Source organism: Bacteroides sp. MSB163 (genome assembly GCF_036416795.1).
Taxonomy (GTDB): Bacteria; Bacteroidota; Bacteroidia; order Bacteroidales; family Bacteroidaceae; genus Bacteroides; species Bacteroides maternus.
This window is the reverse complement of sequence record NZ_CP143867.1, coordinates 3659744-3684233: the sequence shown is the minus strand read 5'-3', so window position 1 is coordinate 3684233 and position 24490 is coordinate 3659744. Positions and strand designations below refer to the sequence as shown.

The 24490-nt window shown below is 42.7% G+C and carries 25 protein-coding genes, 1 tRNA gene and 1 pseudogene; 21 read left to right on the top strand and 6 right to left on the bottom strand.

All coding sequences use genetic code 11. The features are described from left to right. Positions 1 to 63: 63 nt before the first annotated feature. Positions 64 to 137: transfer RNA gene (locus VYM24_RS13715), tRNA-Thr, on the bottom strand. A gap of 240 nt (positions 138 to 377) precedes the next feature. Here VYM24_RS13715 and VYM24_RS13710 point away from each other — a divergent pair. The 6 genes from VYM24_RS13710 (at position 378) to VYM24_RS13685 (ending at position 4820) form a co-directional block, all read left to right on the top strand. Beyond that, entirely contained in the window at positions 378 to 926 is a 549-nt protein-coding gene (locus VYM24_RS13710; RefSeq protein ID WP_299092106.1) for a DUF4199 domain-containing protein, read from the top strand. Between the two features lie 86 nt (positions 927 to 1012). Further along, complete coding sequence (locus tag VYM24_RS13705; protein ID WP_299092107.1) at positions 1013 to 1966, top strand: glycosyltransferase family 2 protein; 954 nt, start codon at positions 1013 to 1015, stop codon at positions 1964 to 1966. Between the two features lie 3 nt (positions 1967 to 1969). Beyond that, positions 1970 to 2473: a DUF6452 family protein gene (locus VYM24_RS13700; RefSeq protein ID WP_299092109.1), complete on the top strand. Its 504-nt coding sequence runs from the start codon at positions 1970 to 1972 to the stop codon at positions 2471 to 2473. Beyond that, entirely contained in the window at positions 2433 to 3203 is a 771-nt protein-coding gene (locus VYM24_RS13695; protein WP_299092110.1) for a DUF6048 family protein, read from the top strand. The genes VYM24_RS13700 and VYM24_RS13695 overlap by 41 nt, the downstream gene beginning before the upstream one ends. Positions 3204 to 3206: 3 nt before the next feature. Next, positions 3207 to 3788 (top strand): manganese efflux pump MntP, encoded by a 582-nt coding sequence (locus VYM24_RS13690; RefSeq protein ID WP_330940255.1) that lies wholly within the window; start codon positions 3207 to 3209, stop codon positions 3786 to 3788. A 9-nt stretch (positions 3789 to 3797) separates the two neighbouring features. After that, the gene (locus VYM24_RS13685; RefSeq protein ID WP_299092112.1) at positions 3798 to 4820 is read left to right on the top strand and encodes an FAD:protein FMN transferase; all 1023 of its coding nucleotides are present in this window, start codon (positions 3798 to 3800) and stop codon (positions 4818 to 4820) included. A 92-nt stretch (positions 4821 to 4912) separates the two neighbouring features. On the opposite strand, the gene VYM24_RS13680 is transcribed toward VYM24_RS13685, so the two are convergent. Next, entirely contained in the window at positions 4913 to 5281 is a 369-nt protein-coding gene (locus VYM24_RS13680) for a DMT family protein (RefSeq protein WP_299092113.1), read from the bottom strand. 26 nt (positions 5282 to 5307) lie between these two features. Beyond that, positions 5308 to 6063: a PP-loop family protein gene (locus VYM24_RS13675; protein ID WP_299092115.1), complete on the bottom strand. Its 756-nt coding sequence runs from the start codon at positions 6061 to 6063 to the stop codon at positions 5308 to 5310. 234 nt (positions 6064 to 6297) lie between these two features. Between VYM24_RS13675 and VYM24_RS13670 the strand changes: the two genes are divergently transcribed. From VYM24_RS13670 to VYM24_RS13655, 4 genes are all read left to right on the top strand, one after another. Further along, a complete protein-coding gene (locus VYM24_RS13670; RefSeq protein ID WP_330940254.1) occupies positions 6298 to 7728 on the top strand; it encodes a tetratricopeptide repeat protein in 1431 nt (476 codons plus the stop codon). 6 nt (positions 7729 to 7734) lie between these two features. Next, positions 7735 to 8205, top strand: coding sequence for an NfeD family protein (locus VYM24_RS13665; RefSeq protein WP_007215881.1), 471 nt, complete (start codon positions 7735 to 7737; stop codon positions 8203 to 8205). A gap of 26 nt (positions 8206 to 8231) precedes the next feature. Further along, positions 8232 to 9233 (top strand): flotillin-like protein FloA, encoded by a 1002-nt coding sequence (gene floA / locus VYM24_RS13660; RefSeq protein ID WP_007213154.1) that lies wholly within the window; start codon positions 8232 to 8234, stop codon positions 9231 to 9233. Between the two features lie 101 nt (positions 9234 to 9334). Continuing rightward, positions 9335 to 10213 (top strand): nucleoside phosphorylase, encoded by an 879-nt coding sequence (locus VYM24_RS13655; protein ID WP_299092121.1) that lies wholly within the window; start codon positions 9335 to 9337, stop codon positions 10211 to 10213. Here VYM24_RS13655 and VYM24_RS13650 read toward each other — a convergent pair. Beyond that, positions 10210 to 11880 (bottom strand): annotated as a pseudogene (locus tag VYM24_RS13650) (PAS domain-containing hybrid sensor histidine kinase/response regulator); the annotation flags it as partial. The gene VYM24_RS13655 and the pseudogene VYM24_RS13650 overlap by 4 nt on opposite strands. A gap of 160 nt (positions 11881 to 12040) precedes the next feature. Between VYM24_RS13650 and mnmE the strand changes: the two are divergent. The 10 genes from mnmE to VYM24_RS13600 all read left to right on the top strand — a co-directional run bounded on the left by mnmE (position 12041) and on the right by VYM24_RS13600 (position 21416). Continuing rightward, on the top strand, positions 12041 to 13438 hold the full coding sequence (gene mnmE, locus VYM24_RS13645; protein ID WP_299092128.1) for a tRNA uridine-5-carboxymethylaminomethyl(34) synthesis GTPase MnmE: 1398 nt from the start codon (positions 12041 to 12043) through the stop codon (positions 13436 to 13438). Positions 13439 to 13744: 306 nt separating this feature from the next. Next, complete coding sequence (locus tag VYM24_RS13640; RefSeq protein ID WP_032556418.1) at positions 13745 to 15211, top strand: helix-turn-helix domain-containing protein; 1467 nt, start codon at positions 13745 to 13747, stop codon at positions 15209 to 15211. A gap of 109 nt (positions 15212 to 15320) precedes the next feature. Then, on the top strand, positions 15321 to 16436 hold the full coding sequence (locus VYM24_RS13635) for a tyrosine-type recombinase/integrase (protein WP_330940253.1): 1116 nt from the start codon (positions 15321 to 15323) through the stop codon (positions 16434 to 16436). Between the two features lie 170 nt (positions 16437 to 16606). After that, positions 16607 to 17407 (top strand): hypothetical protein, encoded by an 801-nt coding sequence (locus VYM24_RS13630; protein WP_299092122.1) that lies wholly within the window; start codon positions 16607 to 16609, stop codon positions 17405 to 17407. Between the two features lie 98 nt (positions 17408 to 17505). Beyond that, entirely contained in the window at positions 17506 to 17880 is a 375-nt protein-coding gene (locus VYM24_RS13625; protein WP_022471183.1) for a helix-turn-helix domain-containing protein, read from the top strand. Between the two features lie 3 nt (positions 17881 to 17883). Next, positions 17884 to 18954, top strand: coding sequence for an AAA family ATPase (locus tag VYM24_RS13620; protein ID WP_330940252.1), 1071 nt, complete (start codon positions 17884 to 17886; stop codon positions 18952 to 18954). Between the two features lie 51 nt (positions 18955 to 19005). Continuing rightward, on the top strand, positions 19006 to 19152 hold the full coding sequence (locus VYM24_RS13615) for a hypothetical protein (protein ID WP_155268016.1): 147 nt from the start codon (positions 19006 to 19008) through the stop codon (positions 19150 to 19152). Positions 19153 to 19256: 104 nt separating this feature from the next. Further along, entirely contained in the window at positions 19257 to 19676 is a 420-nt protein-coding gene (locus tag VYM24_RS13610) for a plasmid mobilization protein (RefSeq protein ID WP_330940251.1), read from the top strand. Beyond that, on the top strand, positions 19673 to 20884 hold the full coding sequence (locus tag VYM24_RS13605; RefSeq protein WP_330940250.1) for a relaxase: 1212 nt from the start codon (positions 19673 to 19675) through the stop codon (positions 20882 to 20884). Before VYM24_RS13610 ends, VYM24_RS13605 begins: the two co-directional genes overlap by 4 nt. 4 nt (positions 20885 to 20888) lie before the next feature. Next, positions 20889 to 21416: a hypothetical protein gene (locus tag VYM24_RS13600; protein WP_022471187.1), complete on the top strand. Its 528-nt coding sequence runs from the start codon at positions 20889 to 20891 to the stop codon at positions 21414 to 21416. Positions 21417 to 21741: 325 nt separating this feature from the next. Here VYM24_RS13600 and VYM24_RS13595 read toward each other — a convergent pair whose 3' ends face one another. Further along, positions 21742 to 22668 (bottom strand): tyrosine-type recombinase/integrase, encoded by a 927-nt coding sequence (locus VYM24_RS13595; RefSeq protein WP_005864322.1) that lies wholly within the window; start codon positions 22666 to 22668, stop codon positions 21742 to 21744. Positions 22669 to 22708: 40 nt separating this feature from the next. Between VYM24_RS13595 and VYM24_RS13590 the strand changes: the two genes are divergently transcribed. Then, entirely contained in the window at positions 22709 to 23848 is a 1140-nt protein-coding gene (locus VYM24_RS13590; RefSeq protein WP_330940249.1) for a restriction endonuclease subunit S, read from the top strand. On the opposite strand, the gene VYM24_RS13585 is transcribed toward VYM24_RS13590, so the two are convergent. Next, the gene (locus VYM24_RS13585; protein ID WP_330940248.1) at positions 23841 to 24386 is read right to left on the bottom strand and encodes a restriction endonuclease subunit S; all 546 of its coding nucleotides are present in this window, start codon (positions 24384 to 24386) and stop codon (positions 23841 to 23843) included. The genes VYM24_RS13590 and VYM24_RS13585 overlap by 8 nt on opposite strands. Positions 24387 to 24490: the final 104 nt, after the last annotated feature.

Below are 24490 nucleotides of genomic sequence, written 5' to 3'. Positions count from 1 at the left end.
TTTCTTATAAAAAACAAATAAAAAAAGAGATACATTCTTGTTAGAACATATCTCTTTCTTTTGAGCCTCTTGTCGGATTCGAACCAACGACCCCGAGATTACAAATCACGTGCTCTGGCCAGCTGAGCTAAAGAGGCGGGTGGGTAAGCTTACTATATCGCGCCGCTACAACCAACTACCTTTGCTGCGATCAAGCCCTGGAGGATTCGAAGGGAGCTGGCCGTATAGGACTTACCCGTATTTTCGTTTGCGGGTGCAAAGGTATGCATTTTTATTAAACCTGCAATACTTTGCCCAAACTTTTTTCAACTTTAACAAGAATACGGGGGTTACAAACAATATTATTTATACCTTTGCGCCATTATTCCTAATGAAAGATGACAGAGAACAAAGGTTACTTACAACGATATGCCATGTTATTCGGCACTTACCTGGGAGGATTTTGGATTTTGAAGTTCATTTTATTTCCTTTAGGGCTAACTACACCGTTCCTATTTTTCCTCTTTGCAGGACTAACTCTATGCGTGCCTTTTATGGCGTATTATTATGTACGAATGTACCGTAACCAAGTTTGTGACGGTGCCATCAGTTTTCTTCATGCATGGATTTTCACTGTATTTATGTATATGTTTGCCGCATTGCTTACGGCGGTAGCTCATTATGTATATTTCCGTTTTATTGATCAAGGGTTTGTGCTAAACACATACGAAAGCTTACTGAACAGCCTGGCCAACCATACCATACCAGGGATGGACGCTTATGTAGAACAGTTTAAAGAAATTATAAGTGCGATGCGCTCGTTATCTCCAACAGATATCACCATGCAACTGATGTCTCAGAATGTATTCTACGGATCATTACTTGCTATCCCCACCGCCTTGTTTGTCATGAAGCGCCCACCGGCAGAGCATATAGGCGGAAGATAAAGATGGATAATTAAAATGAGTGATAAAGTAAAAAAGCAGATGTGATTTCAACCCTAATTCATAATTCATAAATCATAAACCACAAGATGGATATTTCAGTTGTCGTTCCTTTATATAATGAAGAAGAATCACTTCCGGAACTGTACGCATGGATTGAACGGGTAATGAAAGCCAATGGTTTTTCATACGAAGTAATTTTCGTAAATGACGGAAGTACCGACCGTTCCTGGCAGATTATCGAAGAACTGAGCAGGAAATCGGACACCGTGCATGGCATCAAGTTCCGCCGTAACTATGGCAAATCGCCGGCATTGTACTGTGGCTTTGAAAAGGCACAGGGAGATGTAGTCATCACCATGGATGCAGATTTGCAGGATAGCCCGGACGAAATACCCGAACTGTACCGCATGGTTACGGAAGACGGCTATGATCTGGTATCCGGATGGAAAAAGAAACGCTACGACCCACTTTCAAAAACCATTCCTACAAAAATATTCAATGCAACAGCTCGTAAAGTGTCGGGCATCAAGAACCTGCACGACTTTAACTGTGGATTGAAAGCCTACAAACTGGATGTGGTGAAGAATATCGAAGTGTACGGCGAAATGCATCGCTATATCCCCTACCTCGCCAAAAATGCCGGTTTCAAAAAAATCGGAGAAAAAGTAGTTCAGCACCAAGCGCGTAAATTCGGAAAGACAAAGTTTGGCGGTTTAAACCGTTTCTTCAATGGATATCTGGATTTGATTTCACTCTGGTTCTTGTCAGCTTTCGGAGTAAAACCCATGCATTTTTTCGGGTTGCTCGGTTCACTGATGTTCATCTTCGGTTTTATTTCAGTGATTATTGTAGGAATTACGAAACTATATAATATGTATAACGGAATGCCTTACCGCCTGATTACGGACTCCCCCTACTTCTACTTGTCACTGACCGCTATGATCATCGGAACTCAACTGTTCCTTGCAGGCTTCCTTGGCGAACTGATTTCGCGTAGTGCTCCTGAACGAAATAAATATCAAATAGAAAAAACAATATAGACTATGAAAAAATTAGTAAAACTGATATTGCTTTGTCTGATTGCTTATCCCATTATCAGCATCGTTTCTTCTTGTTCGGAAGAAGAAGATTGCTCCATGAATGCACGTCCGATGATGGAATGTTATCTATATACGGTGGACAGGGAAAGTAAAAGAGTGTTCAACGATACACTTGACTCGCTGACTATTACAGCATTCGATACAGACTCCGTCATTCTTAACAATCAGAAGAAAGTGCATTCGCTATCATTGCCTCTGCGCTATACAGCAGATTCTACCGTATTGATATTTCACTATAGCAAAGATCCCAAGATTAAAAAAGATACTATTATTATCTACCAAAAGAATACGCCCTATTTCCTGTCAATGGATTGCGGCTATCAGATGAAACAAAGCATCACAGGCGGAGCATACAGTCGCTATCTACTTGACTCCATATATATTAAAGAAAAAGAAGTAAGCATTTATGGAACGGAAAATCTTAAGCTCTTTTATCCTCAGCCTTAGTCTGGCATTTTTCTTGCTGACAGGGCTTCCGGTACAGGCACAGAACAGCAACCGGCCTCCCGCTTCCAATCCGCCCAAGAAGGAGGAAAAGAAAGAAGCGGATGAGAATGTCTTCCCGCTATACTATGGCATGACTGTCAGTGTGGACCTGTGGGGAATCGGAAGTAAAGTTCTGGGAGGTGATTTCTTAAGCTCGGAAGTAGCTGTTGACGTCAACCTTAAAAACCGTTTCTTCCCAATTGTGGAACTTGGATATGGCAGCACCAACGCATGGAATGATAACGGAACGAATTACAAAAGTAATGCACCTTATTTCCGTATCGGTATGAACTATAACGCTCTTTATAAGAAGAAATTTGATAATTTCTTGTTTGTTGGCTTACGCTATGCAATGAGTAGCTTCAAATATGATATAACAGCTCTCCCTGTGACCGACCCCATTTTTGATGGAAGTATTGGAAACCCCAATCAAATGGACGGTATCTGGGGAGGAAGCGTACCATTCAACCATAAAGGAATGAAAGGTTCGATGCAATGGTTTGAATTCTGCGTCGGCATACGTGCACATATCTGGAAACAGTTCTACATGGGTTGGGGATTGCGCTTCAAATTCCGCACAAGTTCATCAACTGGAGAATATGGTAATCCGTGGTATGTACCCGGATTCGGCAAATATGGCTCCAACACCATGGGTGTAACCTATACAATCACATATAAACTGCCCTATTAAATTATGACCGGATTAGAGATTTGGCTTCTTGCCGTGGGACTCGCGATGGACTGTTTCGCAATTTCCATAGCCAGTGGTATTCTTCTGAAACGTACGCTATGGCGGCCCATGCTGACCATGGCTTTTTTCTTTGGATTATTCCAAGCTATCATGCCACTCCTTGGGTGGATAGGTGGCAGCACGTTCAGCCACCTGATAGAAAGTCTGGATCATTGGATTGCGTTCGTCATCCTTGCTTTCCTGGGCGGACGCATGTTCAGAGAGTCTTTCAAAGATGAGGATTGCAAAAAAGAGTATGACCCGAAAAGTCTGAAAGTGGTACTCGCATTAGCCATCGCAACCAGCATAGATGCACTGGCCATTGGTGTCTCATTTGCATTTCTAGGAATGCGAGACTTCTCGGAAATACTGGCACCTATTTCTATTATCGGTTTCGTATCTTTCATTATGTCCCTCATTGGATTACTGTTCGGTATCCGTTTTGGTTGCGGCATTGCACGAAAGCTGCGGGCAGAACTCTGGGGAGGTATTATCCTGATTATCATCGGAACAAAAATATTAATAGAGCACTTGCTCTTCAGTTAAACTTCGCTTATGGAAAAGAAAGTACAGAGAAATTTCTTATGGATTGCCCTGCTGGTATTGGGAACAATTTGGATACTTGCACGTCATAACCGTACGCAACCTTATTATACAGTCAACGGACTGATATTCGGCACAGTTTATAATATAACTTATCAATATGACGGTGATCTGAAAGCTGAAATCGATGAAGAATTGAAGAGATTTGACGGTTCGCTATCTCCCTTCAATGATACGGCCACAATTACACGAATCAACCGTAATGAGGATATTATACCGGATACCTTTTTTACAAATGTATTCCGCCGTAGTATGGAAATATCTAAAGAAACGGATGGTGCATTCGATATTACAGTTGCTCCACTGGCTAATGCCTGGGGGTTTGGTTTCAAGAAAGGCGCATTTCCCGACTCTGCCATGATAGACAGCTTACTGGAAATTACAGGATATACCAAAGTGACTCTGTCAGAAGAAGGTAAAGTGGTAAAACAAGATGAGCGCATGATGCTCTCATGTAGTGCAGTAGCCAAGGGATATGCAGTGGATGTAATAGCACAGTTTCTTGCAAAGAAAGGCATCAAGAATTTCATGGTAGATATAGGCGGAGAAATCGTAGCGCAGGGAGAAAATCCCAAGAAAGACTTATGGCGTATCGGAATCAATAAGCCCGTTGATGATTCACTATCCATTAATCAGGAGCTACAAACAGTATTGAATATAACGGATGTAGGTATTGCAACCTCAGGCAATTATCGCAACTTCTATTATAGAGACGGAAAGAAATATGCACATACTATAGATCCAAGAACAGGATATCCCGTACAACATAATATCTTATCTGCCACTGTAGTAGCCAAAAACTGTATGAGTGCTGATGCTTATGCCACCGCATTCATGGTGATGGGACTGGAAGAAGCAGAACGCTTTGCTGATGCTCATCCGGATATTGATGCGTGCTTTATTTACACGGATGAGAATGGAGAACTTCAAACATACTATACGAAAGGAATGGAACGGTTTATAACAAAGAAATGATAATTTAATGAAGAACTAAGAATGAAGAATTTGGCTGCGCTATGCAAGCATGCCGCAAGGTAATTCTTCATTCTTAGTTCTTCATTAAATTATCATTTATAGAATACAAAATACACTGCCAATACCAAGCAAATGAATGCCGCAAAATGATTCCAGTGCAGGCTTTCACCTTTAAAAAGTACAGTAGTAAATACTGTGAAAATAATAAGAGTAACCACCTCCTGAATAATCTTCAATTGCATCAATGAGAAAGGCCCGCCATTGCCCAAAAAGCCAATACGATTGGCTGGAATCTGGAAGGCATATTCCGCAAGAGCAATACCCCATGAAAATAGGATTATGGCATAAAGCGGCCAATTTGTGATCACTTTCATCTCCTGTAGCTTCAGATGACCATACCAAGCAAAAGTCATAAAGATATTAGAGACTATTAAAAGCAAAATAGTATAAAAACCTTTCATTTCAGTAATGAATATTTAAAGAATGATTAATCTAACTTATCAATTTTATTAGGAAGAAGCTCTTCCTGAACATTTGCCATACTTCCCCAAAGACTATAGCGAGCTTCCGGGTTCATTTCTTCCAACTGATGCAAAATACCTTTCATATCGCTTCGATGAGATTGCGCTTCATAAGGGCAATTCTTCACCTGTTTCCGATATCCCCTTATCTGTGCCAGTTCCAGCAAATCAGACTCATGTATCAAACACATCGGACGGATAACCGTCATATCGAACTTCTTCATTATCAAGCGGGGCGGCATGGAACTAAATGCACCTTGAAAAGTGATATTCATCAATAATGTTTCTAGAATATCATCCATATGATGTCCCAATGCTATTTTATTACAACCTTGCTCCTTGGCAACAGTAAACAACGCCTTACGTCGGTTCCATGAACAAAGAAAACAAGGCGACTTACGCATATCCGTACTTGCATCGAACTCCGTCTCATACAACACAAAAGGAATATTCCATGACTCAGCATACTCACGCAAATAGGCTAAATCACTCTGATAAGGTATATTCTTCATAACCACATGAACGGCAACCACGGAGAATCTGGGCTTAAAGACACGGACACGCTTTGCCAACAATTCCACCAACGCCAAAGAGTCTTTACCGCCGGAAAGTCCGATGAGGATTTTATCTCCATCCTCTATCAGCCCATATTCCACCACTCCCTTGCTAAACCGCTTTTCTATGCGGCGGATGATCTTCTCTTCTTCAGTAAATTGCGCCATAACGATTATAAGCTACGAATTACAAGTTACGAGCTACAAGTTACATGCTAACATTGCGCAGCTACTTGTAACTCGTAGCTCATGTAGCTTGTAGCTCTTTTACTTTTTGCCCTGCAAAAGTAAGAGAAAAGAATGATTTAAAGAAGAATTAACATAATAGAATAACGGAAATCAGCATTATTCCCGATTAATTTGTATTTTTGAACATTCGAATTTGTAAGTTGGATAACTAACATGAAAAAGAGATATATTTTACTCCTTCTATTTTGTCTTGTATTAATCGGTGCATCAGCACAGACGTTGGAACAAGCTAAAGCTTTTTACAACAAAGGGCAGTACGAGAAAGCCAAACCTGTTTTCAAAAAATTCGTCAAGACACAACCGGCAAACGGAAATTGCAATTTATGGTACGGTGTATGCTGCCTGGAAACAGGAGAGCCTGACGTAGCTCTGAAATATCTGGAAACAGCCGTTAAAAAACGTATCCCGAGCGGACAGCTGCATCTGGCACGAAATTATAACGACCTGTATCGTTTTGAAGATGCCATCAAGTGTTACGAAGAATATATCAGTGACCTTTCCAAACGAAAAAGATCTACCGCAGAAGCTGAAAAACTTCTAGAAAAAAGCAAGACCAATCTCCGCATGCTGAAAGGCATCGAAGAAGTATGCATCATCGATAGTATCGTAGTGGATAAAGACCGCTTTCTGGAAGCTTATAAAATAAGTCCGGAATCTGGTAAATTACTTACGTACAACGATTTTTTCCAAAATAAAGAAGAAATAGAAGCTACCGTATACGAAACGGAACTTGGTAATAAGATTTATTACGGTGAACGCCAGCCTGATGGCAAACTCAGTATCCTTTCCCGTAACAAAATGCAAGGCGAATGGAGTAAAGGCAGCTTATTACCCGGTAGCATCAATGACTCCGTCAATGCCAATTATCCTTATGTATTGACTGATGGTGCAACTATCTACTATGCCGCTGACGGTGAGAATTCAATAGGTGGATACGACATATTCGTTACCCGCTATAATACAAATACCAACACCTATCTGACCCCGGAGAATGTGGGCATGCCATTCAATTCTCCCTATAACGACTACATGTTTGCCATCGATGAATTCAACAACCTCGGATGGTTTGCTTCCGATCGGTACCAACCGGAAGGAAAAGTATGTATTTACGTATTTATTCCCAACTCTTCCAAAAGAGTGTATAACTACGAAGCAATGGACAAGAAAAAAGCTGTCCGACTTGCTCAAATTCACTCCCTGAAAGATACTTGGGTAGACCAGAATACAGTATCTGATGCCAAACGCCGTCTGCAAGCCGCTATCAGTGAAAAGCCACAAACTGAACGGAGCTATGACTTTGAATTTGTAATTGATGACCACACCACGTATTATCAATGGAGTGATTTCAAATCACCTCAAGCCAAGAGCTTGTTCAGCAAATACCGCCAGTTGGAAAAAAGCTTCAGACAACAGCAAAACAAATTGGAAGAACAACGCTCCTTGTACTCCCGTGCCAAGGAAAGCGATAAAGCCAAACTGACTCCCGCCATACTCGACCTGGAAAAGCAGATAAAACAATTATCAGGTGAATTGGAAAAAGCCGCCATTGAAGTGCGTAATACAGAAAAACAATCCTTTAAATAGAAAACTATGGACATACTTATCATCATTGTACTCATTGTTGCGGCGGTTATCCTATTCTTGGTAGAACTGTTCGTCATCCCGGGCATCAGTATAGCCGGAATCCTGGCCGGAGCTTGCATGATCTATGCCAACTATTATGCCTTTGCCTATCTGGGTACAACGGCTGGTTTCATCACGCTCGGTGTATCGGCAATAGCCTGCATAGGCTCATTGATACTCTTCATGCGCTCCAAGACCTTGGATAAAGTGGCGTTGAAGAAGAATATCACATCGAAGGTAGACCGTACGGCTGCGGATCAAGTAAAAGTAGGCGATACGGGTGTGGCCATTACACGCCTGGCACTGATCGGCAATGCCGAAATAGACGGCAACATCGTGGAAGTGAAATCCATGGACGGATTCCTGAATGAAAAAACCCCTATCATTGTAAACCGTATAACGGACGGCGTTATCATGGTAGAAAAGAAAAAAGACTAATATTCACACTTAATATCTTATAAATCATGAACGTAGACACTATGTACCTAACTGCCTTTCTTGTGATAGGAGGCATTATCTTCATCGTACTGTTCTTCCACTATGTTCCTTTCTTCCTATGGTTGTCCGCCAAAGTTTCAGGAGTCAGGATTTCATTGGTGCAATTGTTTTTAATGCGTATCCGTAACGTACCTCCCTACATCATTGTACCGGGTATGATTGAAGCACACAAAGCCGGATTGAGCAACATTACCCGCGACGAGTTGGAAGCTCACTACCTGGCCGGTGGACACGTAGAAAGAGTTGTGCATGCCTTGGTATCTGCCTCTAAAGCTAATATTGAATTGTCCTTCCAGATGGCTACCGCAATCGACCTTGCCGGACGTGATGTGTTCGAAGCCGTTCAGATGTCGGTAAACCCGAAGGTAATTGATACTCCTCCGGTGACCGCCGTAGCAAAAGATGGTATCCAGTTGATAGCCAAAGCCCGTGTAACGGTACGCGCTAATATCCGCCAATTGGTGGGTGGTGCCGGCGAAGACACTATCCTGGCCCGTGTAGGCGAAGGTATCGTATCTTCCATCGGTTCGTCCGAAAACCATAAGTCAGTATTGGAAAATCCGGATTCAATCTCCAAACTTGTGCTCCGCAAAGGTCTGGATGCCGGTACGGCTTTCGAAATCCTGTCTATTGATATCGCTGATATCGATATAGGTAAGAACATCGGTGCGGCTTTGCAGATAGACCAGGCAAATGCCGATAAGAATATCGCCCAGGCCAAAGCTGAGGAACGCCGTGCAATGGCCGTGGCCAGCGAACAGGAAATGAAGGCGAAAGCTCAGGAAGCACGCGCCAAGGTGATCGAGGCGGAAGCCGAAGTACCTAAGGCCATGGCAGAAGCATTCCGTAACGGTAACTTGGGCATCATGGATTATTATCGGATGAAGAACATCGAAGCTGATACTTCCATGCGCGAAACCATAGCCAAACCATCGGGAAACAACTCAAACCAGCCGTTGAGTAAATAAACCGGTAGAATTATTGCCCCAGAAAAACGTCGGAACCGGTGAACAGTAATCCCGTTCCGGCGTTTTCTATTTATAAACGTATCAACTAAAAAATCCAGAATATGAAAAAGTATTTTGCATCCTCCGAACTTATTATCAATGATGACGGTTCAGTTTTTCATCTGCACGTAAAGCCTGAGTGGCTGGCAGGCAAAGTAATCCTGGTGGGCGACCCGGGCAGAGTGGCACTGGTAGGCTCACACTTTGAAAATAAAGAATGTGAAGTGGAAAGCCGCGAGTTCAAAACCATTACAGGTACCTACAAGGGCAAACGTATCACGGTGATTTCTACGGGAATTGGTTGCGACAACATCGATATTGTGATGAATGAACTGGACGCCTTGGCCAACATCGACTTCAACACACGTGAAGAAAAGCCCCAACTTCGCCAGTTAGAACTGGTACGCATCGGTACTTGTGGCGGTTTGCAACCGAATACGCCCGTAGGTACATTTATCTGCTCGCAAAAGTCCATTGGTTTCGATGGCCTGCTGAACTTCTATTCAGGGCGCAATGAAGTGTGCGACTTGCCATTTGAACGTGCATTCCTGAACCACATGGGATGGTCGGGGAATATGTGCGCACCTGCTCCGTACGTAATCGACGCCAATGCCGAACTGATAGAGCGCATTGCCGGAGACAATATGGTACGCGGTGTAACAATTGCCGCCGGTGGTTTCTTTGGCCCGCAAGGACGTGAACTACGCATTCCGCTGGCCGACCCGAAACAGAATGAAAAGATCGAGAACTTTGAATACAATGGCTATCGCATTACGAACTTCGAGATGGAAAGCTCCGCACTGGCCGGTTTAAGCCGCTTGATGGGACATAAGGCGACCACGGTATGCATGGTCATAGCCAACCGGTTGATTAAAGAAGCCAATACAGGCTACAAGAATACGATTGATACTTTGATAAAAACTGTACTGGACAGAATTTAAGAAACACCCACCCAAATATACTTGATGATTGTTTCCTTCAATCTTTCGTAAGTATATGGTTTGGCAATAATATCATTGCATCCGGCGGCTAATGCTTGTTGTTGTTCTATCAGGAAAGCATTAGCCGTCACCGCAATGATAGGCAGATCGATGTCGATGGTACGTATCTTTTCCGTAGCCTGAATACCGTTCATCACCGGCATGCGGATGTCCATCAATATCAGGTCGGGACGCTCACGCAAGAAACTATTTACGGCCTCTTCGCCATTGGTAACCCACGAAATGGTGTAGTCCTTCTTCAGCAAAATGTTTATCTGTATAAAGTTAGACTCCGTATCTTCAGCTATCAGAATTTTCTTCCTACCGTCTGATCTTCGCTCTACGTGGGCATTGATTTCAACAGGTCCACCATCCGCTCCCAACACAAACTGGCGGTAAGGAAGGGTCATCACGAAAGTGCTCCCCACTCCTACTTCGGACTCTACGGAAATCTTTCCTCCCAATCTCTCCACGATGCTCTGGCAGATGGGAAGCCCCAGACCCGTACCCTGAACAAAATTGTTCAGCTTTTCGAAACGGTTGAAAATCAAGGGCAATTTCTCCTTCGCAATACCGCAACCGATATCCATTACATAAACTTTCAACCATTCTTCACAGACCTCCAACCCCAGGGTGATGACCCCTTCATGGGTATTCTTAATGGCATTGGAGAGGAAGTTGAACAGTACTTGCGTAATCCTGTTCCGGTCCACCATAATCCAGATTTCCTCATCGGGACGTATCACATTCAGTCGGATGCCCGTTTTCATTTTCAGGCGATGCACTTCTCCACTTCGTCAAGCAGTCCGGTCATTTCGACCAACTGGAAGTTCATTTCCGATTTTCCCGACTCGATGCGGGAAAGGTCCAGAATGTCATTTATGAGTTGCAACAACAAGTTACTATTCTTTTGAATGATGTTCAGGTATTCGGTTTTCTCCACTTCATCTTCCGTCAAAGCTATGATTTCAGAGAATCCCACGATAGCATTCAAAGGAGTGCGGATTTCGTGGCTCATATTGGCCAGAAATTCCGATTTCATGCGGTCAGCCTCTTCTGCCCGTTGCTTCGCCTCAATGAGTTCATTGGAGCGTTACACCCTGTCACCGATATCGTGCATCAACGCCATCACTTTATTATCTTCGAACGGAGCGATGCGTGCCTGGAAATAATGCCTTTCGCAATCATCCACATCCAGGGGATACTCTATCTCCTTCAACTCCCCGTCTTCGAGACATTGACGTATGTTCCGCAGAAACAGTCACTGACTTCGGGAGAATAGATAGTGCGCCCGTCTGCTCCCCGTAGTGTTCAACGGGATGGAACAAAATGGTGTCAGAAGACATTAACACATCGGTGATGAAGAAGTCCTGATCCAAAATAAATATAAATTCAGGCAATGCCTGTATTATTTTCCAGTTTCGCTCTTCCACGCGCGATATGTGTGCTTCGCGTTCGCACTGCCCGGTGACGTTCACGATATAGCATAAGAGCCTTTCCAGATTTCCACTTATATCTTTCTCTATAGATAAGAGGTGATCCTCCAACCAGACTATTTCGCCATGCGCACCTATGCAACGCACCCGTAAAACATTGGACTCTTCAAAGCCATCCAATTTCTTTTGAAAGCCATCCAACGATACCAAATGCTTATCATAATAACAAAGTGTATCATGTAAAGGCTACGAAAATTGAGTAAATGTAATAAAAAAGAGTAAGTAATATACAATCGCGTTCTTCTTTTTACCCCAAAAGGCTATCTTTGCAACTCAAATAACAATTTTTATGATGAATCAGGATACCATCTGTGCCATTGCCACGGCTCAAGGAGGAGCAATCGGAAGCATTCGCGTCTCAGGATCGGACGCCATTCGTATCACCAACCGCATTTTCACCCCGGCAAAATCCGGTAAAACGCTGGCGGATTGCAAACCTTATACACTGACTTTCGGGAAGATACACGATGGAGAGGAAATCATTGACGAGGTTCTTGTCAGCCTGTTTCGCGCCCCGCACTCTTACACGGGCGAAGATAGTACGGAGATTACCTGCCACGGTTCGAGCTATATCTTGCAACAAGTTTTGCAATTGCTCATCAAGCACGGTTGCCGCCTGGCGGGACCGGGGGAATACACGCAACGCGCCTTTCTCAATGGCAAGATGGATTTGAGCCAAGCCGAAGCCGTTGCAGACCTGATTGCTTCTTCGTCTGCCGCCACCCACCGCCTTGCCATGAGCCAGATGCGTGGCGGATTCAGCAAAGAACTTACGGAGCTACGCAACCAGTTGCTACACTTCACTTCACTGATTGAGCTGGAACTGGATTTCAGCGACCATGAAGAGTTGGAGTTTGCGGACAGAACGGAGCTTTGCCAATTGGCGGATCATATCGAGGGAGTCATTTCCCGACTGGTACATTCGTTCAGCGTAGGAAATGCGATCAAAAACGGCGTACCGGTAGCCATCATCGGCGAAACGAATGCCGGGAAATCAACGCTCCTCAATGTATTGCTGAACGAGGACAAGGCTATCGTGAGCGACATTCACGGCACTACGCGCGATGTGATTGAAGATACGACCAATATCGGCGGTATTACTTTCCGTTTCATTGACACGGCAGGTATCCGCGAAACCAATGATACGATTGAGAGTCTAGGCATAGAGCGCACGTTCCAAAAACTGGAACAAGCGGAGATTGTGCTTTGGATGATTGATGCAACGGACGCAACGTCGCAAATGAATCAGCTATCGGGGCAAATACTTCCACGCCTGGCAAGTAAGCATTTGATATTGGTATTCAACAAAGCGGATTTGTTGGACACGGCTCATTCTGATGAGGTGCTGTCTGCGGCCTCTTCCATCATTCCTGACGCCGAATGTATTTTTATTTCCGCCAAGAAAAGGCAAAATACGGATATGCTTCAGAAGAAACTTCTAGCCGTTGCCAATCTGCCTACGATAACCCAAAACGACGTAATAGTGACCAATACCCGCCATTACGAAGCCCTTACGCATGCCTTAGAAGCCATCGGACGCGTACAACAGGGATTGGCAAACAATCTTTCCGGGGACTTCGTAGCCCAGGACATCAGAGAGTGCATCTTCCATTTGAGCGATATCGCAGGGGAGGTGACGAATGATATGGTGCTAAAAAATATATTTCAACACTTTTGCATCGGCAAATGATGGCTTGTAAACAGCCATAAGCAACCATAACCATTTAGAATAAAGTCGCTGAAATCCAGCGACTTTTATTTTTGTGTCTATTCCAGTCAATTCTGACAGACTGCCAATTTTCAGCATCTTTTTGTACCATAATTCTACCGCCGAACAAATAAGCGGGCTCCTCGCACTCATCATAGCGACATCTTAGGCACGATGTGAGACGCTATGAGAATGAGCGGAACCGCTATAGAAGACACAGCGTGAGACGCTGTGAGAAATTGTGAGACGCGTTGAGACGAAATCGACGAAATTAAAGGCGACTAATATATGGAGGTACAGAGAAAATGCCAGTGGTGCGGCAAACCATTTATAGCACACACGATGGTAACACGGTTTTGCAGCAAATCGTGTACAGAAAAAGCGTATAAAGACAAGAAGCGCAAGCAGAAATTGCAGGAATACGAAGCGAGGCAAAACGAGCAGCCAATGCAGGAAGTTGGCATTGTGGGAGGCAAACCGTTCCTCTCCCCTGCCGAAGCCGCTACCCTTTTAGGTATCAGTCGTGCCACCATCTACCGACACATGGCTACCGGTATCATTCGGGCGTTGCAACTTCGTGGGCGTACCATCATACGCAAATCCGACATTGAAAAGATGTTCGACAATGCGCCCGACTACAAGAAACGCAGCTATGGACGGAAGCAGACCGTCCTCTATTACACCACGAATGAGATTTTGGAGAAATACCAAATCCAGAAGAAAACCCTGTACCGTCGCTGCAGACTATACAACATCCCAAAGGTTGCAGAAGGTAGCCGTGTGTTCTACAACCGCACCCTCATAGACAAGTATTTTGCCGACCTTGCCGAAGAAATCAATCTGGACTGTTATTACACACCGGAGCAGGTCATGGGAAAATACGGTATGAGCCGTAATGCCGTTGTCACCTTTGCCCTGCGGCACAATATTCCCCGAATCAACCGCCACCACGAGGTGTATTATTCCCGTGCCCATATAGACGCTATCAAAGAAAAGCAGGACAAGTTGAATCCTGACTATTATACCTATTCGGAAATCACCGAGAAATACGGGCTTACCAAGATAAACATCAGCTACTATGTCAACAAATACGATATAACGAGGTTCAAACAAGGAAGCCGGACTATGGTATTGCGCACCGAATTTGACAAGGTATATCGTGAACACCGGAACGGTACATATACACCCAAGAAGCGCGAAAGCAAATCCGGCCAGCAGGAGCAGAAAGAACCTTTTACAATCCCCGACGGATATTATTCGTCAGAACAGATTGCAGTCACATATCAGATGACCAAGAAAACTATTTGCAGGCTGTGCCGTGAAAACGACATTCCTAAAATCAGTCACGGAGGATTCAACTACTACGAACAGTTGGCAGTAAACCGTTTCTTCGTCAAATATAAGGCAGCTGACAATATCAAAGAATGGATTGGCGCAGAACAGATGGAAGAAATATACGACATGAGCAAAGATGCCAGATGCTCGTTTGTGCATCGCCACAAAATCCCCTCCCGTGTAGTTTACGGCAAGGTTCAATACTCCAAAGACCATATCGACACTATCAAGAACGGAGGTTTCGACCAACGCGAAAAGTATTACAGCGTAGCCGAGGCGATGGAAAAATATGGTTTGCGCAGAGATGATGTCTATAACTATGCACGCTATAACAACATCCGAAAAATGCACCACGGCAAATCCATGTTCCTGCTGAAAGAGGATTTTGACAAGGTGATGGCTGAAAAATCCGTCACCTGAAAAATTATTCCATACAGACAGGAAAATTACTCCTGACGATTATAGGTCTGTATAGAACCATTTCGTTGGTTTGCAGCAAATTATTAACAACAATATAATATAGTAGAGTATGCACGAATGTAAAACTGTAACATTGAGGACAAGACCTCTAAAGAACAAAATGTTGTCATTCTATCTGGATTATTATCCGGGATATAGAGACAAGGAAACGATGAAAGTAATCCGTCACGAGTCGCTTGGCATTTATATCTATGCCAACCCGAAGAACAAACGTGAGCAGAATTTCAACGATGTAATGACCGAGAAAGCCGAAGCCATCCGTTGCCGTAGGTTTGAATCGGTTGTAAATGAACGCTATGATTTCTTCGACAGGTACAAACTAAAGGGTGATTTCTTGGAGTACTATCGCCAGCAGCTCCGCAAGCACGACCAGAAATGGGAGTTCGTCTATCTCCATTTCAAGAACTTCGTACACGGCAAATGCACTTTTGAAGAGATTGACATCGACCTGTGCAACAAGTTTCGGGAATATCTGCTGAGCGCCAAGAAACTAAGACGCAACGGACGTATCACACGAAACTCAGCATCAGGATACTGGTCTACTTTCAGAGGATTCTTGAAAATACTATATCGTAATGGGATGATAAAGACCAATGTCAATGACTTCTTGGAAAAGATTGAAACAGAAGACACTATGAAAGAAGCTTTATCTGTTGAAGAATTGTACCAGTTAGCTGAAACGCCATGTAAAAAGCCTATTGTGAAAATCGCATCGCTGTTTTCCTGTATGACCAGCTTGCGCATCAGCGACATCCTAGCCCTGCGCTGGGAAGACATAGTGGACTACTCTGCCGGAGGGAAATGTGTGCATATCATCACACAGAAAAACAAAGCGGAAGACATCATTCCCATCAGCGAGGAGGCATTAGGGCTGATAGGATACAGTTCTGAGAAGAAAGATCTGGTATTCAAGGAACTTATGCGTAGTTGGACACAAGTACCAATGAAAGAGTGGATTCGTTCTGCCGGAATAACCAAGAACATAACATTCCATTCATATCGGAGAACATTCGCAACCCTCCAAGGTGCTGCCGGTACAGACATCCGTACCATACAAAGCTTGATGGCGCACAAAAGCATCACCACCACGATGCGTTACATGAAAGTCGTGGACAGCAACAAGCGTGAAGCCAGCAAGAAAATCACTTTGACACGCAAGGGTTGAACTCCCCTATTTTGCCCCATTACATAGTCTTAGAGTATGATTTTCGAGAGATTATCATACTCTAAGACTATATTTTCTTAAAAATTGACCGATTTACTGCACTTATTTATAACTATCTGGAAATGTGCTTATAACTTTGCACTATCATTTCATCTAAACAACAATAGATTATGACAGATAGTATTCAAATTCACAGAAAAAAGGCAAGTTTCATACTTGCGGTAAGCGTTACTTCATACTCGGTAATCGCCACTTATCTTTACAACTGCCATCAAATAAACCTGATGGAATATACCACACCTATTATATTGAGTATTGTGATCTTAACTCTTTCATGTGCGTTCTCTCAAAGATTTTTCTATCGCTACCTTATCAAGAATAACGTATGTATTTCTTTTGGCAAGCAAAAAGAATCCATCCCACCTGAAATCACGCAGCCATCTGATACCATTACCGCGGAAGTAGAAGTTATAGAAGTGCCGACAGCAAGGAATGATTACCCAGATGGTTATGACGAACGCATAGCTGAAATAGAACGGGAAAAGGCAGAGCAGCAAGCTGACATTATGCGTGTTATGCACGAATATACCACATATAGTATGGCTGAGTTCCTTTCAAAAGACGACCTTATTACACTTCACGAAAACATAGAGTGCTTTGCCCATGGGCAATGTGATTTATACAAGTCCATACGTTCCAAATTCGACAACCCATTAAACACTCTCGATATACGGCATTTTGTATGGAATATCGGTATAAGGTTGAATATCTCGGTGGAAAAATGCGCAGAATTCATAAAAACCATATTCCCACACGAATTGAAAAATGCTACTCTGTTTTATTTATCAAAAAATCTACGGACTACAGGTATTTGTAAAATCCCACTTGATATTCCCCTAAAAGGAGAGTATTATTTCAATTGCCTCAAAAAAGCAGACGATGAGACAGCTGGTTCTGACCGACTGAAATGATTCCGTCGCTGACGGGAAAATTACCCTCTGCTGACGAAGGTCTGCATAGTATCATTGTGTTGGTTTGCAGCATGTTTAACAAATAAAACATTTGAATCATGTCTAAGAATCAATTCACATTCAATGACCTTCCCGAAGTGCTGGGAGAGTTATGCGACCGAATTGCAAGTATGGAAAGTCTGCTGACAGAGAAACTTTCCAAGCAGAACGAGGTCAAGGAGAACACGCACGTCCCCATGACCGTGCAGGAGGCTTGCGCCTATCTCAAAATGCCGCTATCGACCTTTTATTACAAAGTTAAAAAGGACGATATTCCGGTTATAAAACAAGGCAAGCACCTCTACATCTATCGTGATGAGCTGGATAAATGGTTGGAGTCGTCCCGTAAGACCGTTATTCCGCAAAGTTTCGAGGAAGAGAATGATGCGCTGCTCGCTTCCCATCGTCGTAAACCAAACAATAAAAATTGGTAAGCTATGGAGAAGACGAACAATAACATTCCGACAGCCGAGGAACTGGCTATTTACATAAAGGAGGCTACCGTGAGCGTAACCAACACATATGAACAGTCGCCTGTGGTGTTGATGGTGGATAACTCCATTATCGGAACATTGGGCAACTTCAGTGCATCCATCGGTAAAGCCAAAAGCAAGAAGACTTTCAATGTTTCAGCCATTGCCGCTTCCGCATTGGCCAATGGCACAGTACTCCATTACCGTTCATCGTTCCCGGAAAATAAACGGACGATATTGTATATCGACACCGAACAAGGAGAGCCTCATTGCCAAAAGGTGCTACAACGCATTCTATGTTTGGCCGGATTACCAAAGGATGCCGATTCTGACAATCTGATTATGTTAGGTCTGCGCAAATATTCTCCCGAAATGAGGCTTGCAATAGTCGAACAGGCCATTGGCACAATTCCGAATTTGGGTCTGGTCATTATAGATGGCATCAGGGATTTTATGTATGACATCAATTCTCCGAATGAAGCCACCAATATAATCTCCAAATTCATGCAGTGGACGGATGACAGGCAAATCCATATTCATACCGTCTTGCATCAGAACAAGAATGATGAACATGCCCGTGGTCACATCGGCACGGAACTCAACAACAAAGCGGAAACCATCATGCAGATCAAAGTGGATAAAGAGGACAAGACTGTAAGCGTGGTCGAAGCCGTCCATATCCGTGACCGTGAGTTTGAGCCTTTCGCTTTCCGCATAAACGAGGAAGCCATACCCGAACTGGTAGAGTCCTATCTGCTCAAAGAGAAAAAGATCGGACGACCAACCAAAGAGCCGTTTGAACCGTACAAGGAAATCCCTGAGAATGTACATCAGGCTGCGTTGGATGCCGCCTTCGCAAACGGCAACATCAGCAACTACAATGACTATCTGGAACGACTGAAAATAGGGTATGGATTGCAAGACGTAAATCTCGGTCACAACAAAGCGGTCAAGGTCGCTACTTTTCTCAGAAACAAACGCATGGTAATAAAAGTGGGGAAAGAGTATCAAATCAACCCCGAATACCATTACTAAGTTTGACTTTACTTTATTATCGGGGCATACATATAAGGATAAAGCAAAGTTGTGAAGATAGTAGTTGAAAACATTCATTCTCTCCCCTCTTTTAGAGATGTATCTTATACCATCCGGATGCCAGTTCGCTATGTACATCCGATATGGTTTGCCGGAAAGTATCAACAGGTAACTGTTGCGAGATATGCCAAGGTATAACCTCACTACGTTACGGTTGTACATTGGCGCTCTCGCCGGCTCATAGACTCCGCCGGTGCGGTACTCGCAAGCTCGCACCTATTCACCATTATAGAACTATTTATATGAAAGAAAATATTGAAAATTCATCCAGTTCCTCTGACGAGACAAGAAGCGTCTTTATCAGAGCTAAAGTCACTCCCAGCCAGAAAGAACATATAAAATCACTGGCCGAACAATGCGGCATGACCGTAAGTGACTACATATTATCACGCGCGTATAACTTCAAACCCAAAGCAAGACTCACGAGAAAAGAAGCTGCTCTGTTGCAGAATCTGGACGATTGTCGGTCAGACCTCGTAAAATATACATCTGCACTTCATGGAATGTCCACAAAGCAACGCATGATAATGTTCAATCAGATTCCGTTCATGGTCGGTTGGCTTAAGGAGCTTGGCAATGTAGCCGAAAGTGTCTGCCAGTTCTTGAATGCTGCAAAAGAGAAGAACAACATTCCGTCTAACCCTAAATCCAAAGAAGAATGATTGCAAAAGCCAAAGCAATATCGCACGGAATAAACGACCTCCGTTATATTACCGGAGAATCACAGCACAAGAAACATCCGGAGAAAATCTATCGAGTAGTGGACAATCTGTTACCCTCTCAACCAGACGCTATGGGGATATGGAACTCCATGCAGTTGACCTTATCCCAATATCGGCCTATAAAGAATTCCGTAATCAGAATCGAGTTGAGCCCATCGCTCGAACATACCCAATTCTATGACATTGAAGATTGGCAAACACTTTGGCAGGAATTCGCCGAGGAGTTCGACAGACAAGTGATTACTGGCAAGAACGGAAAAGTCCGTTCCTGTCCGACCAATTTGGCGGGCAGCAAATACTCAGTTTGGTTGCATACGGAATCCAAAGGCGAAGTCCCTCACCTCCATGCTGCGATTTGCCGTTTGGATGAAGATGGCAATATCAACAACGACCATAACATTCATCTTCGTGCACAACGTGCAGCCGAGCGAGTGGCAAAGAAACGAGGCTGGACAACTGCAGCGCAAATCCGAAATTGGAACATTCCACAAGTGAACCGGGACTGTATGGAGGTGTTGAAAGCAATGCCATCATGGTCATGGGATGAATACAAGAGTGCTCTTATACGGAAAGGTTATACCGTCCATGAAAGAGAGGACAAGAAGGGTATTCTTCGTGGATATGCACTCGTGCATGGGAATACCAAATACAAGGCTTCCGAATTGGGAGTCGGCAGGAACCTAATGGTCTCGAAACTTCCTGCGACATGGGAGAAACTGTACCATCAGCCAGCAATTGCCATTAGAAACAATACACCCTTAGAGGTTCAACAAATAGCAGAACATAAGGCTGCACCTATTGACTACACCCAATATCGCCCAGACCATTCGGATATGATTCCCTACACCCTTACCCATAAAGATAAGGAACACAAGTTCTATATTCCGGAAAAAGTGCTTGACTGTTTCAACGACGAATTTAATTACAGGTTCGTTTCCAACTCGCATGAACTGGCTGATATGGCCGTGGCTATTTTTGTCGGACTGCTTGATACGCCGAATGTAGCAACCGGCGGAGGTGGCGGAGGTTCGCAAAGCGAGCTTCCATGGAGAGATAAAGACGAAGACGATTTGCAATGGGCTCGCAGATGCGCTCGTGCTGCCAGTCGTTCGTTAGGAAAGAAAACGAAAATAGGATTAAAACGATAAGTGCATGAAGAAGAAATTTGATTTTTCCGCAGAAATGGCAGAAGCGGAATCCATAAAGTCCAATCCTAAGAATGAATATCAGGAGGAAGAAAATCGCCTACTCGATATCAATGCACAAGAACTTGTCAAGCTGAATGACAACGTGTTCAAGTTGAGAACGGATGTTAAAAATCTGTCCAACTCTATACGAGAGTGTAAACCTATCATTTCTGAAGAAATGCAGAAGATGGCAGTAGAATTTGGCGCAAGGCTTCTATGTGATTTTCTCAGTCAGATTGAAAGCAAATGCAAGGAAGCCGAGCGGAGAATAAAGAAAGCCGACAATGCCATCCATATTCCGGCTACCACATTTTATATCACCATTATAATACTGGTAGCCCTATCTTCTTTTTTCGTCAGCATGATAGTGGCCAATGCAGAAATATTGCATTCAGCGTTGATATGGAAAGCAGTCGTTATCTATATTCTTATTGCAATTTTGGGGATTGCCATGGCTATAATCGTACCGAAGATTTTGGATAAATGGACGTAATTGAAAGTTTACGAATCTTTAGAAAGCAACTATCATTGGCATTTGTTTGGTCGTATCATAGGCTATAACAATCCTGTAACCGCCGTAACTGTTACGGTGGTTACGGAATTGTTGTATAGTTCTGCGATTTGACATTTGAACTAAAAGTGCATACAAGCTATACTTCAATCAACATAGCTATTTTCTTTGAACTTGTCGGGTACATGTCGGGCATCTTCTACGTTTTATTTAACAATGACTGAGCTTAGTGCATTTTCACTTGGACTTGCTAACTTAGACCGTTTTTCTCCAAATGATCGCACAGAAGTTACATACCAGTAAAATGCTATTTGCCAAGCGACTTGAACATCTTGGCGATACAACGTTTCTTTTGTTCCATATTTGGATGGACATAAAGATTGAGCGTGGTACTGATATTTGAGTGTCCCAGCAATACACTGACTGTTTTATAGTCACAATTGCTTTCTATACAGCGAGTCGCAAAGCTATGCCTAAGCCCATGAAATTTCAATTTGGGGATACCAAGGTGCTCCATCAACCGTTTGTAATAATTGCGATATGTTCGTGGTTCTGTGGGCAATGGTTCATTGGTGAGTATGTAGTAATCCGCATTTACCACTTTTTTCAGTGGTTTCACCAATGCAAGCAACTCCTTGCTCATAGGAATTTCACGGCAGGAGTTCTTTGTTTTAGGCGTATTGATAACCAGCTCAGTATGTTTCATTTCACCTTCGATAATATAAATACGCTCTATGGTACGCTGAACGCTGATAGTTCCGCTATCGACATCAATGTCACTCCAGCGTAAAGCACAAACTTCACCAATACGAAGTCCGGTGCTTAGGCTTATATAGATGCCTAAATTACGGAATGTGAAATTTTGACGAATGTAGTCCAATATTTTCTTGTGATGGGCTACAGTCAACACCTCCAGCTCCTTGTTCTTTTCTGTTGTAGGATATTTTATGTCCCATTCTGAATAATTCATCCATTCGTGTTTTACTCCGAACTTCATCACCATTTTGAGCACAATAAGAATGTCCTTTACCGATTTTACACTCATACCACCATTGAGTTTTTGTAGTACAAAATCTTGTACCGCTTTCTCGCTTAACGCATCACTTTCACCAAAATATGGTAAAAGATGGTTTTCCAGAATCAACATATAAGCTGCAAATGTTGATTGCTTCACATACGGACGCTTGTCTTCTCGCCAAGCCATCGCAATTTCTCTAATTGATTTCTTTGTCATAATTGCTTTTTTAGGGGTTTCCTATAATTAGAGAAATATAATGGGCAATGTTCCCCATTTGAGATTCCCTGAGTTTAGTGGGGAGTGGAATGTTTCTACAATTGGTGCAGAATTTGATTTGTATTCAGGAAATACACCAAGCAGATTGGACAAACAACAGTTTATGGGAAAAGTTAATTGGATTTCAAGCGGAGAATTGAAAGAACATTATATATCTTCCTCAAAAGAAAAAATAACAGAAATTGCTACCAATAACAACAGCCTAAAGATATTACCCATTGGAACATTTATTATTGCTATATATGGTTTGGAAGCTGAAGGAGTAAGAGGTACATGCTCTATTACCAAAGAAACTTCTACTATTAGCCAAGCATGTATGGCTTTTATGCCTAAAGGAAATGTTACAAATGAGTTCTTATATTCATGGTATAAGAAACACGGAAATCTTATCGGTATTAGATATGCGCAGGGGACGAAACAACAAAACCTAAGTTACGATATTATCAGCCAATTTCGTATATCATTTCCTTCGGCACAAGAGCAAACAAAACTTGAACATTTCATATCATTACTTGACGAACGTATCGCTACCCAAAACAAAATCATTGAGGATTTGAAAAAACTAAAGTCCGCAATAACAGATTTACTCTTTCATTCAATAGCAGATGCTCATACCATACGTTTAGGCGAAATTGCACATATTACGAATGGTGCTGGTGACGTGCAAGATGCTAATACAGAACATCAAGAAGATTGGTATCCTTTCTTTGACCGTTCAGAAGAATTAAAATGGTTTCCAACTTATTCGTTTGACAAAGAAGCTGTTATTTATGCTGGCGAAGGACAAAGTTTTTATCCTCGATATTATAATGGGAAATTTGCTTTACACCAAAGGTGTTACGCCATAACGGATTTCGCTTCATGTATTATACCAAAGTATTGTTGCCATTTTATGAATACATTAAATTCTTATTTTGTTAGAAATTCAGTTGGTTCTACTGTACCATCTTTGAGAATGGATATATTTCAAAAGGTAGAAATTAGACTACCTCCTATACCAAAGCAACAGCATATATGTAAAATTATTGATGCTTTTTATACTAAACTTGAAGTCGAACAAAGGGGCATTTCTATTTTACAAGAATTGAAGCAATTTTTGCTCTCGCAGATGTTCATATAAACATTTGCGAGAGCAGGTATCTTCGTTGCTGCTGATATTTAGAAAATATGCTATCCACTAATGAAAGATTGTTTTCGATTTTTGAAATGTACTTACTGATATTCTTTTGTTGCTCAATACTTGGCAAATGAATTTCTATATTGCACAACTCCTCAAAAGTAAGACATAAGCGAACACTGCCTTCCAGGCGTTTATACATTTCATGTTTGAATGTTTGTGATGCAAAATAGTACTTTAGATAACTGGGTAATAATTCTGATTTTGTAGTAAAGCAAACATACATGGGACTAACAATACCATTACCGTCCATTTCGTACAATGCTATTGAGCCAACATTTATACGAGCAGGATTGTATGCAAACATACCTTTCTTCACAACCTTATAATTTGAGGTATCATCGCTTGCTACTTCTCTGTCCTCAAATTGGTCTGATTGAGCTATAAATCCGTATTTGTTACTAACCGAAAGAACTTGCAAATCAGAGCCACTGCGATTTCTATCAGAACATTGTTTGAGTAATTCGGACAGTGGAATCATATTTGTTTGTGAAGAATAGCACCGATGAATAATTGCGGACATTACTGTACAGCAATCCTTAATTAAAGGGCTTATAGATGATATAATAACTCTGAAATGTGGGC

Bases quoted from the DNA above. Each gene is read 5' to 3' on its own strand.
- VYM24_RS13710 (WP_299092106.1), top strand. From the start codon at position 378: ATGACAGAGAACAAAGGTTACTTACAACGATATGCCATGTTATTCGGC.
- VYM24_RS13705 (WP_299092107.1), top strand. From the start codon at position 1,013: ATGGATATTTCAGTTGTCGTTCCTTTATATAATGAAGAAGAATCACTT.
- VYM24_RS13700 (WP_299092109.1), top strand. From the start codon at position 1,970: ATGAAAAAATTAGTAAAACTGATATTGCTTTGTCTGATTGCTTATCCC.
- VYM24_RS13695 (WP_299092110.1), top strand. From the start codon at position 2,433: ATGGAACGGAAAATCTTAAGCTCTTTTATCCTCAGCCTTAGTCTGGCA.
- VYM24_RS13690 (WP_330940255.1), top strand. From the start codon at position 3,207: ATGACCGGATTAGAGATTTGGCTTCTTGCCGTGGGACTCGCGATGGAC.
- VYM24_RS13685 (WP_299092112.1), top strand. From the start codon at position 3,798: ATGGAAAAGAAAGTACAGAGAAATTTCTTATGGATTGCCCTGCTGGTA.
- VYM24_RS13680 (WP_299092113.1), bottom strand. From the start codon at position 5,281: ATGAAAGGTTTTTATACTATTTTGCTTTTAATAGTCTCTAATATCTTT.
- VYM24_RS13675 (WP_299092115.1), bottom strand. From the start codon at position 6,063: ATGGCGCAATTTACTGAAGAAGAGAAGATCATCCGCCGCATAGAAAAG.
- VYM24_RS13670 (WP_330940254.1), top strand. From the start codon at position 6,298: ATGAAAAAGAGATATATTTTACTCCTTCTATTTTGTCTTGTATTAATC.
- VYM24_RS13665 (WP_007215881.1), top strand. From the start codon at position 7,735: ATGGACATACTTATCATCATTGTACTCATTGTTGCGGCGGTTATCCTA.
- floA (WP_007213154.1), top strand. From the start codon at position 8,232: ATGAACGTAGACACTATGTACCTAACTGCCTTTCTTGTGATAGGAGGC.
- VYM24_RS13655 (WP_299092121.1), top strand. From the start codon at position 9,335: ATGAAAAAGTATTTTGCATCCTCCGAACTTATTATCAATGATGACGGT.
- mnmE (WP_299092128.1), top strand. From the start codon at position 12,041: ATGAATCAGGATACCATCTGTGCCATTGCCACGGCTCAAGGAGGAGCA.
- VYM24_RS13640 (WP_032556418.1), top strand. From the start codon at position 13,745: ATGGAGGTACAGAGAAAATGCCAGTGGTGCGGCAAACCATTTATAGCA.
- VYM24_RS13635 (WP_330940253.1), top strand. From the start codon at position 15,321: ATGCACGAATGTAAAACTGTAACATTGAGGACAAGACCTCTAAAGAAC.
- VYM24_RS13630 (WP_299092122.1), top strand. From the start codon at position 16,607: ATGACAGATAGTATTCAAATTCACAGAAAAAAGGCAAGTTTCATACTT.
- VYM24_RS13625 (WP_022471183.1), top strand. From the start codon at position 17,506: ATGTCTAAGAATCAATTCACATTCAATGACCTTCCCGAAGTGCTGGGA.
- VYM24_RS13620 (WP_330940252.1), top strand. From the start codon at position 17,884: ATGGAGAAGACGAACAATAACATTCCGACAGCCGAGGAACTGGCTATT.
- VYM24_RS13610 (WP_330940251.1), top strand. From the start codon at position 19,257: ATGAAAGAAAATATTGAAAATTCATCCAGTTCCTCTGACGAGACAAGA.
- VYM24_RS13605 (WP_330940250.1), top strand. From the start codon at position 19,673: ATGATTGCAAAAGCCAAAGCAATATCGCACGGAATAAACGACCTCCGT.
- VYM24_RS13600 (WP_022471187.1), top strand. From the start codon at position 20,889: ATGAAGAAGAAATTTGATTTTTCCGCAGAAATGGCAGAAGCGGAATCC.
- VYM24_RS13595 (WP_005864322.1), bottom strand. From the start codon at position 22,668: ATGACAAAGAAATCAATTAGAGAAATTGCGATGGCTTGGCGAGAAGAC.
- VYM24_RS13590 (WP_330940249.1), top strand. From the start codon at position 22,709: ATGGGCAATGTTCCCCATTTGAGATTCCCTGAGTTTAGTGGGGAGTGG.
- VYM24_RS13585 (WP_330940248.1), bottom strand. From the start codon at position 24,386: ATGATTCCACTGTCCGAATTACTCAAACAATGTTCTGATAGAAATCGC.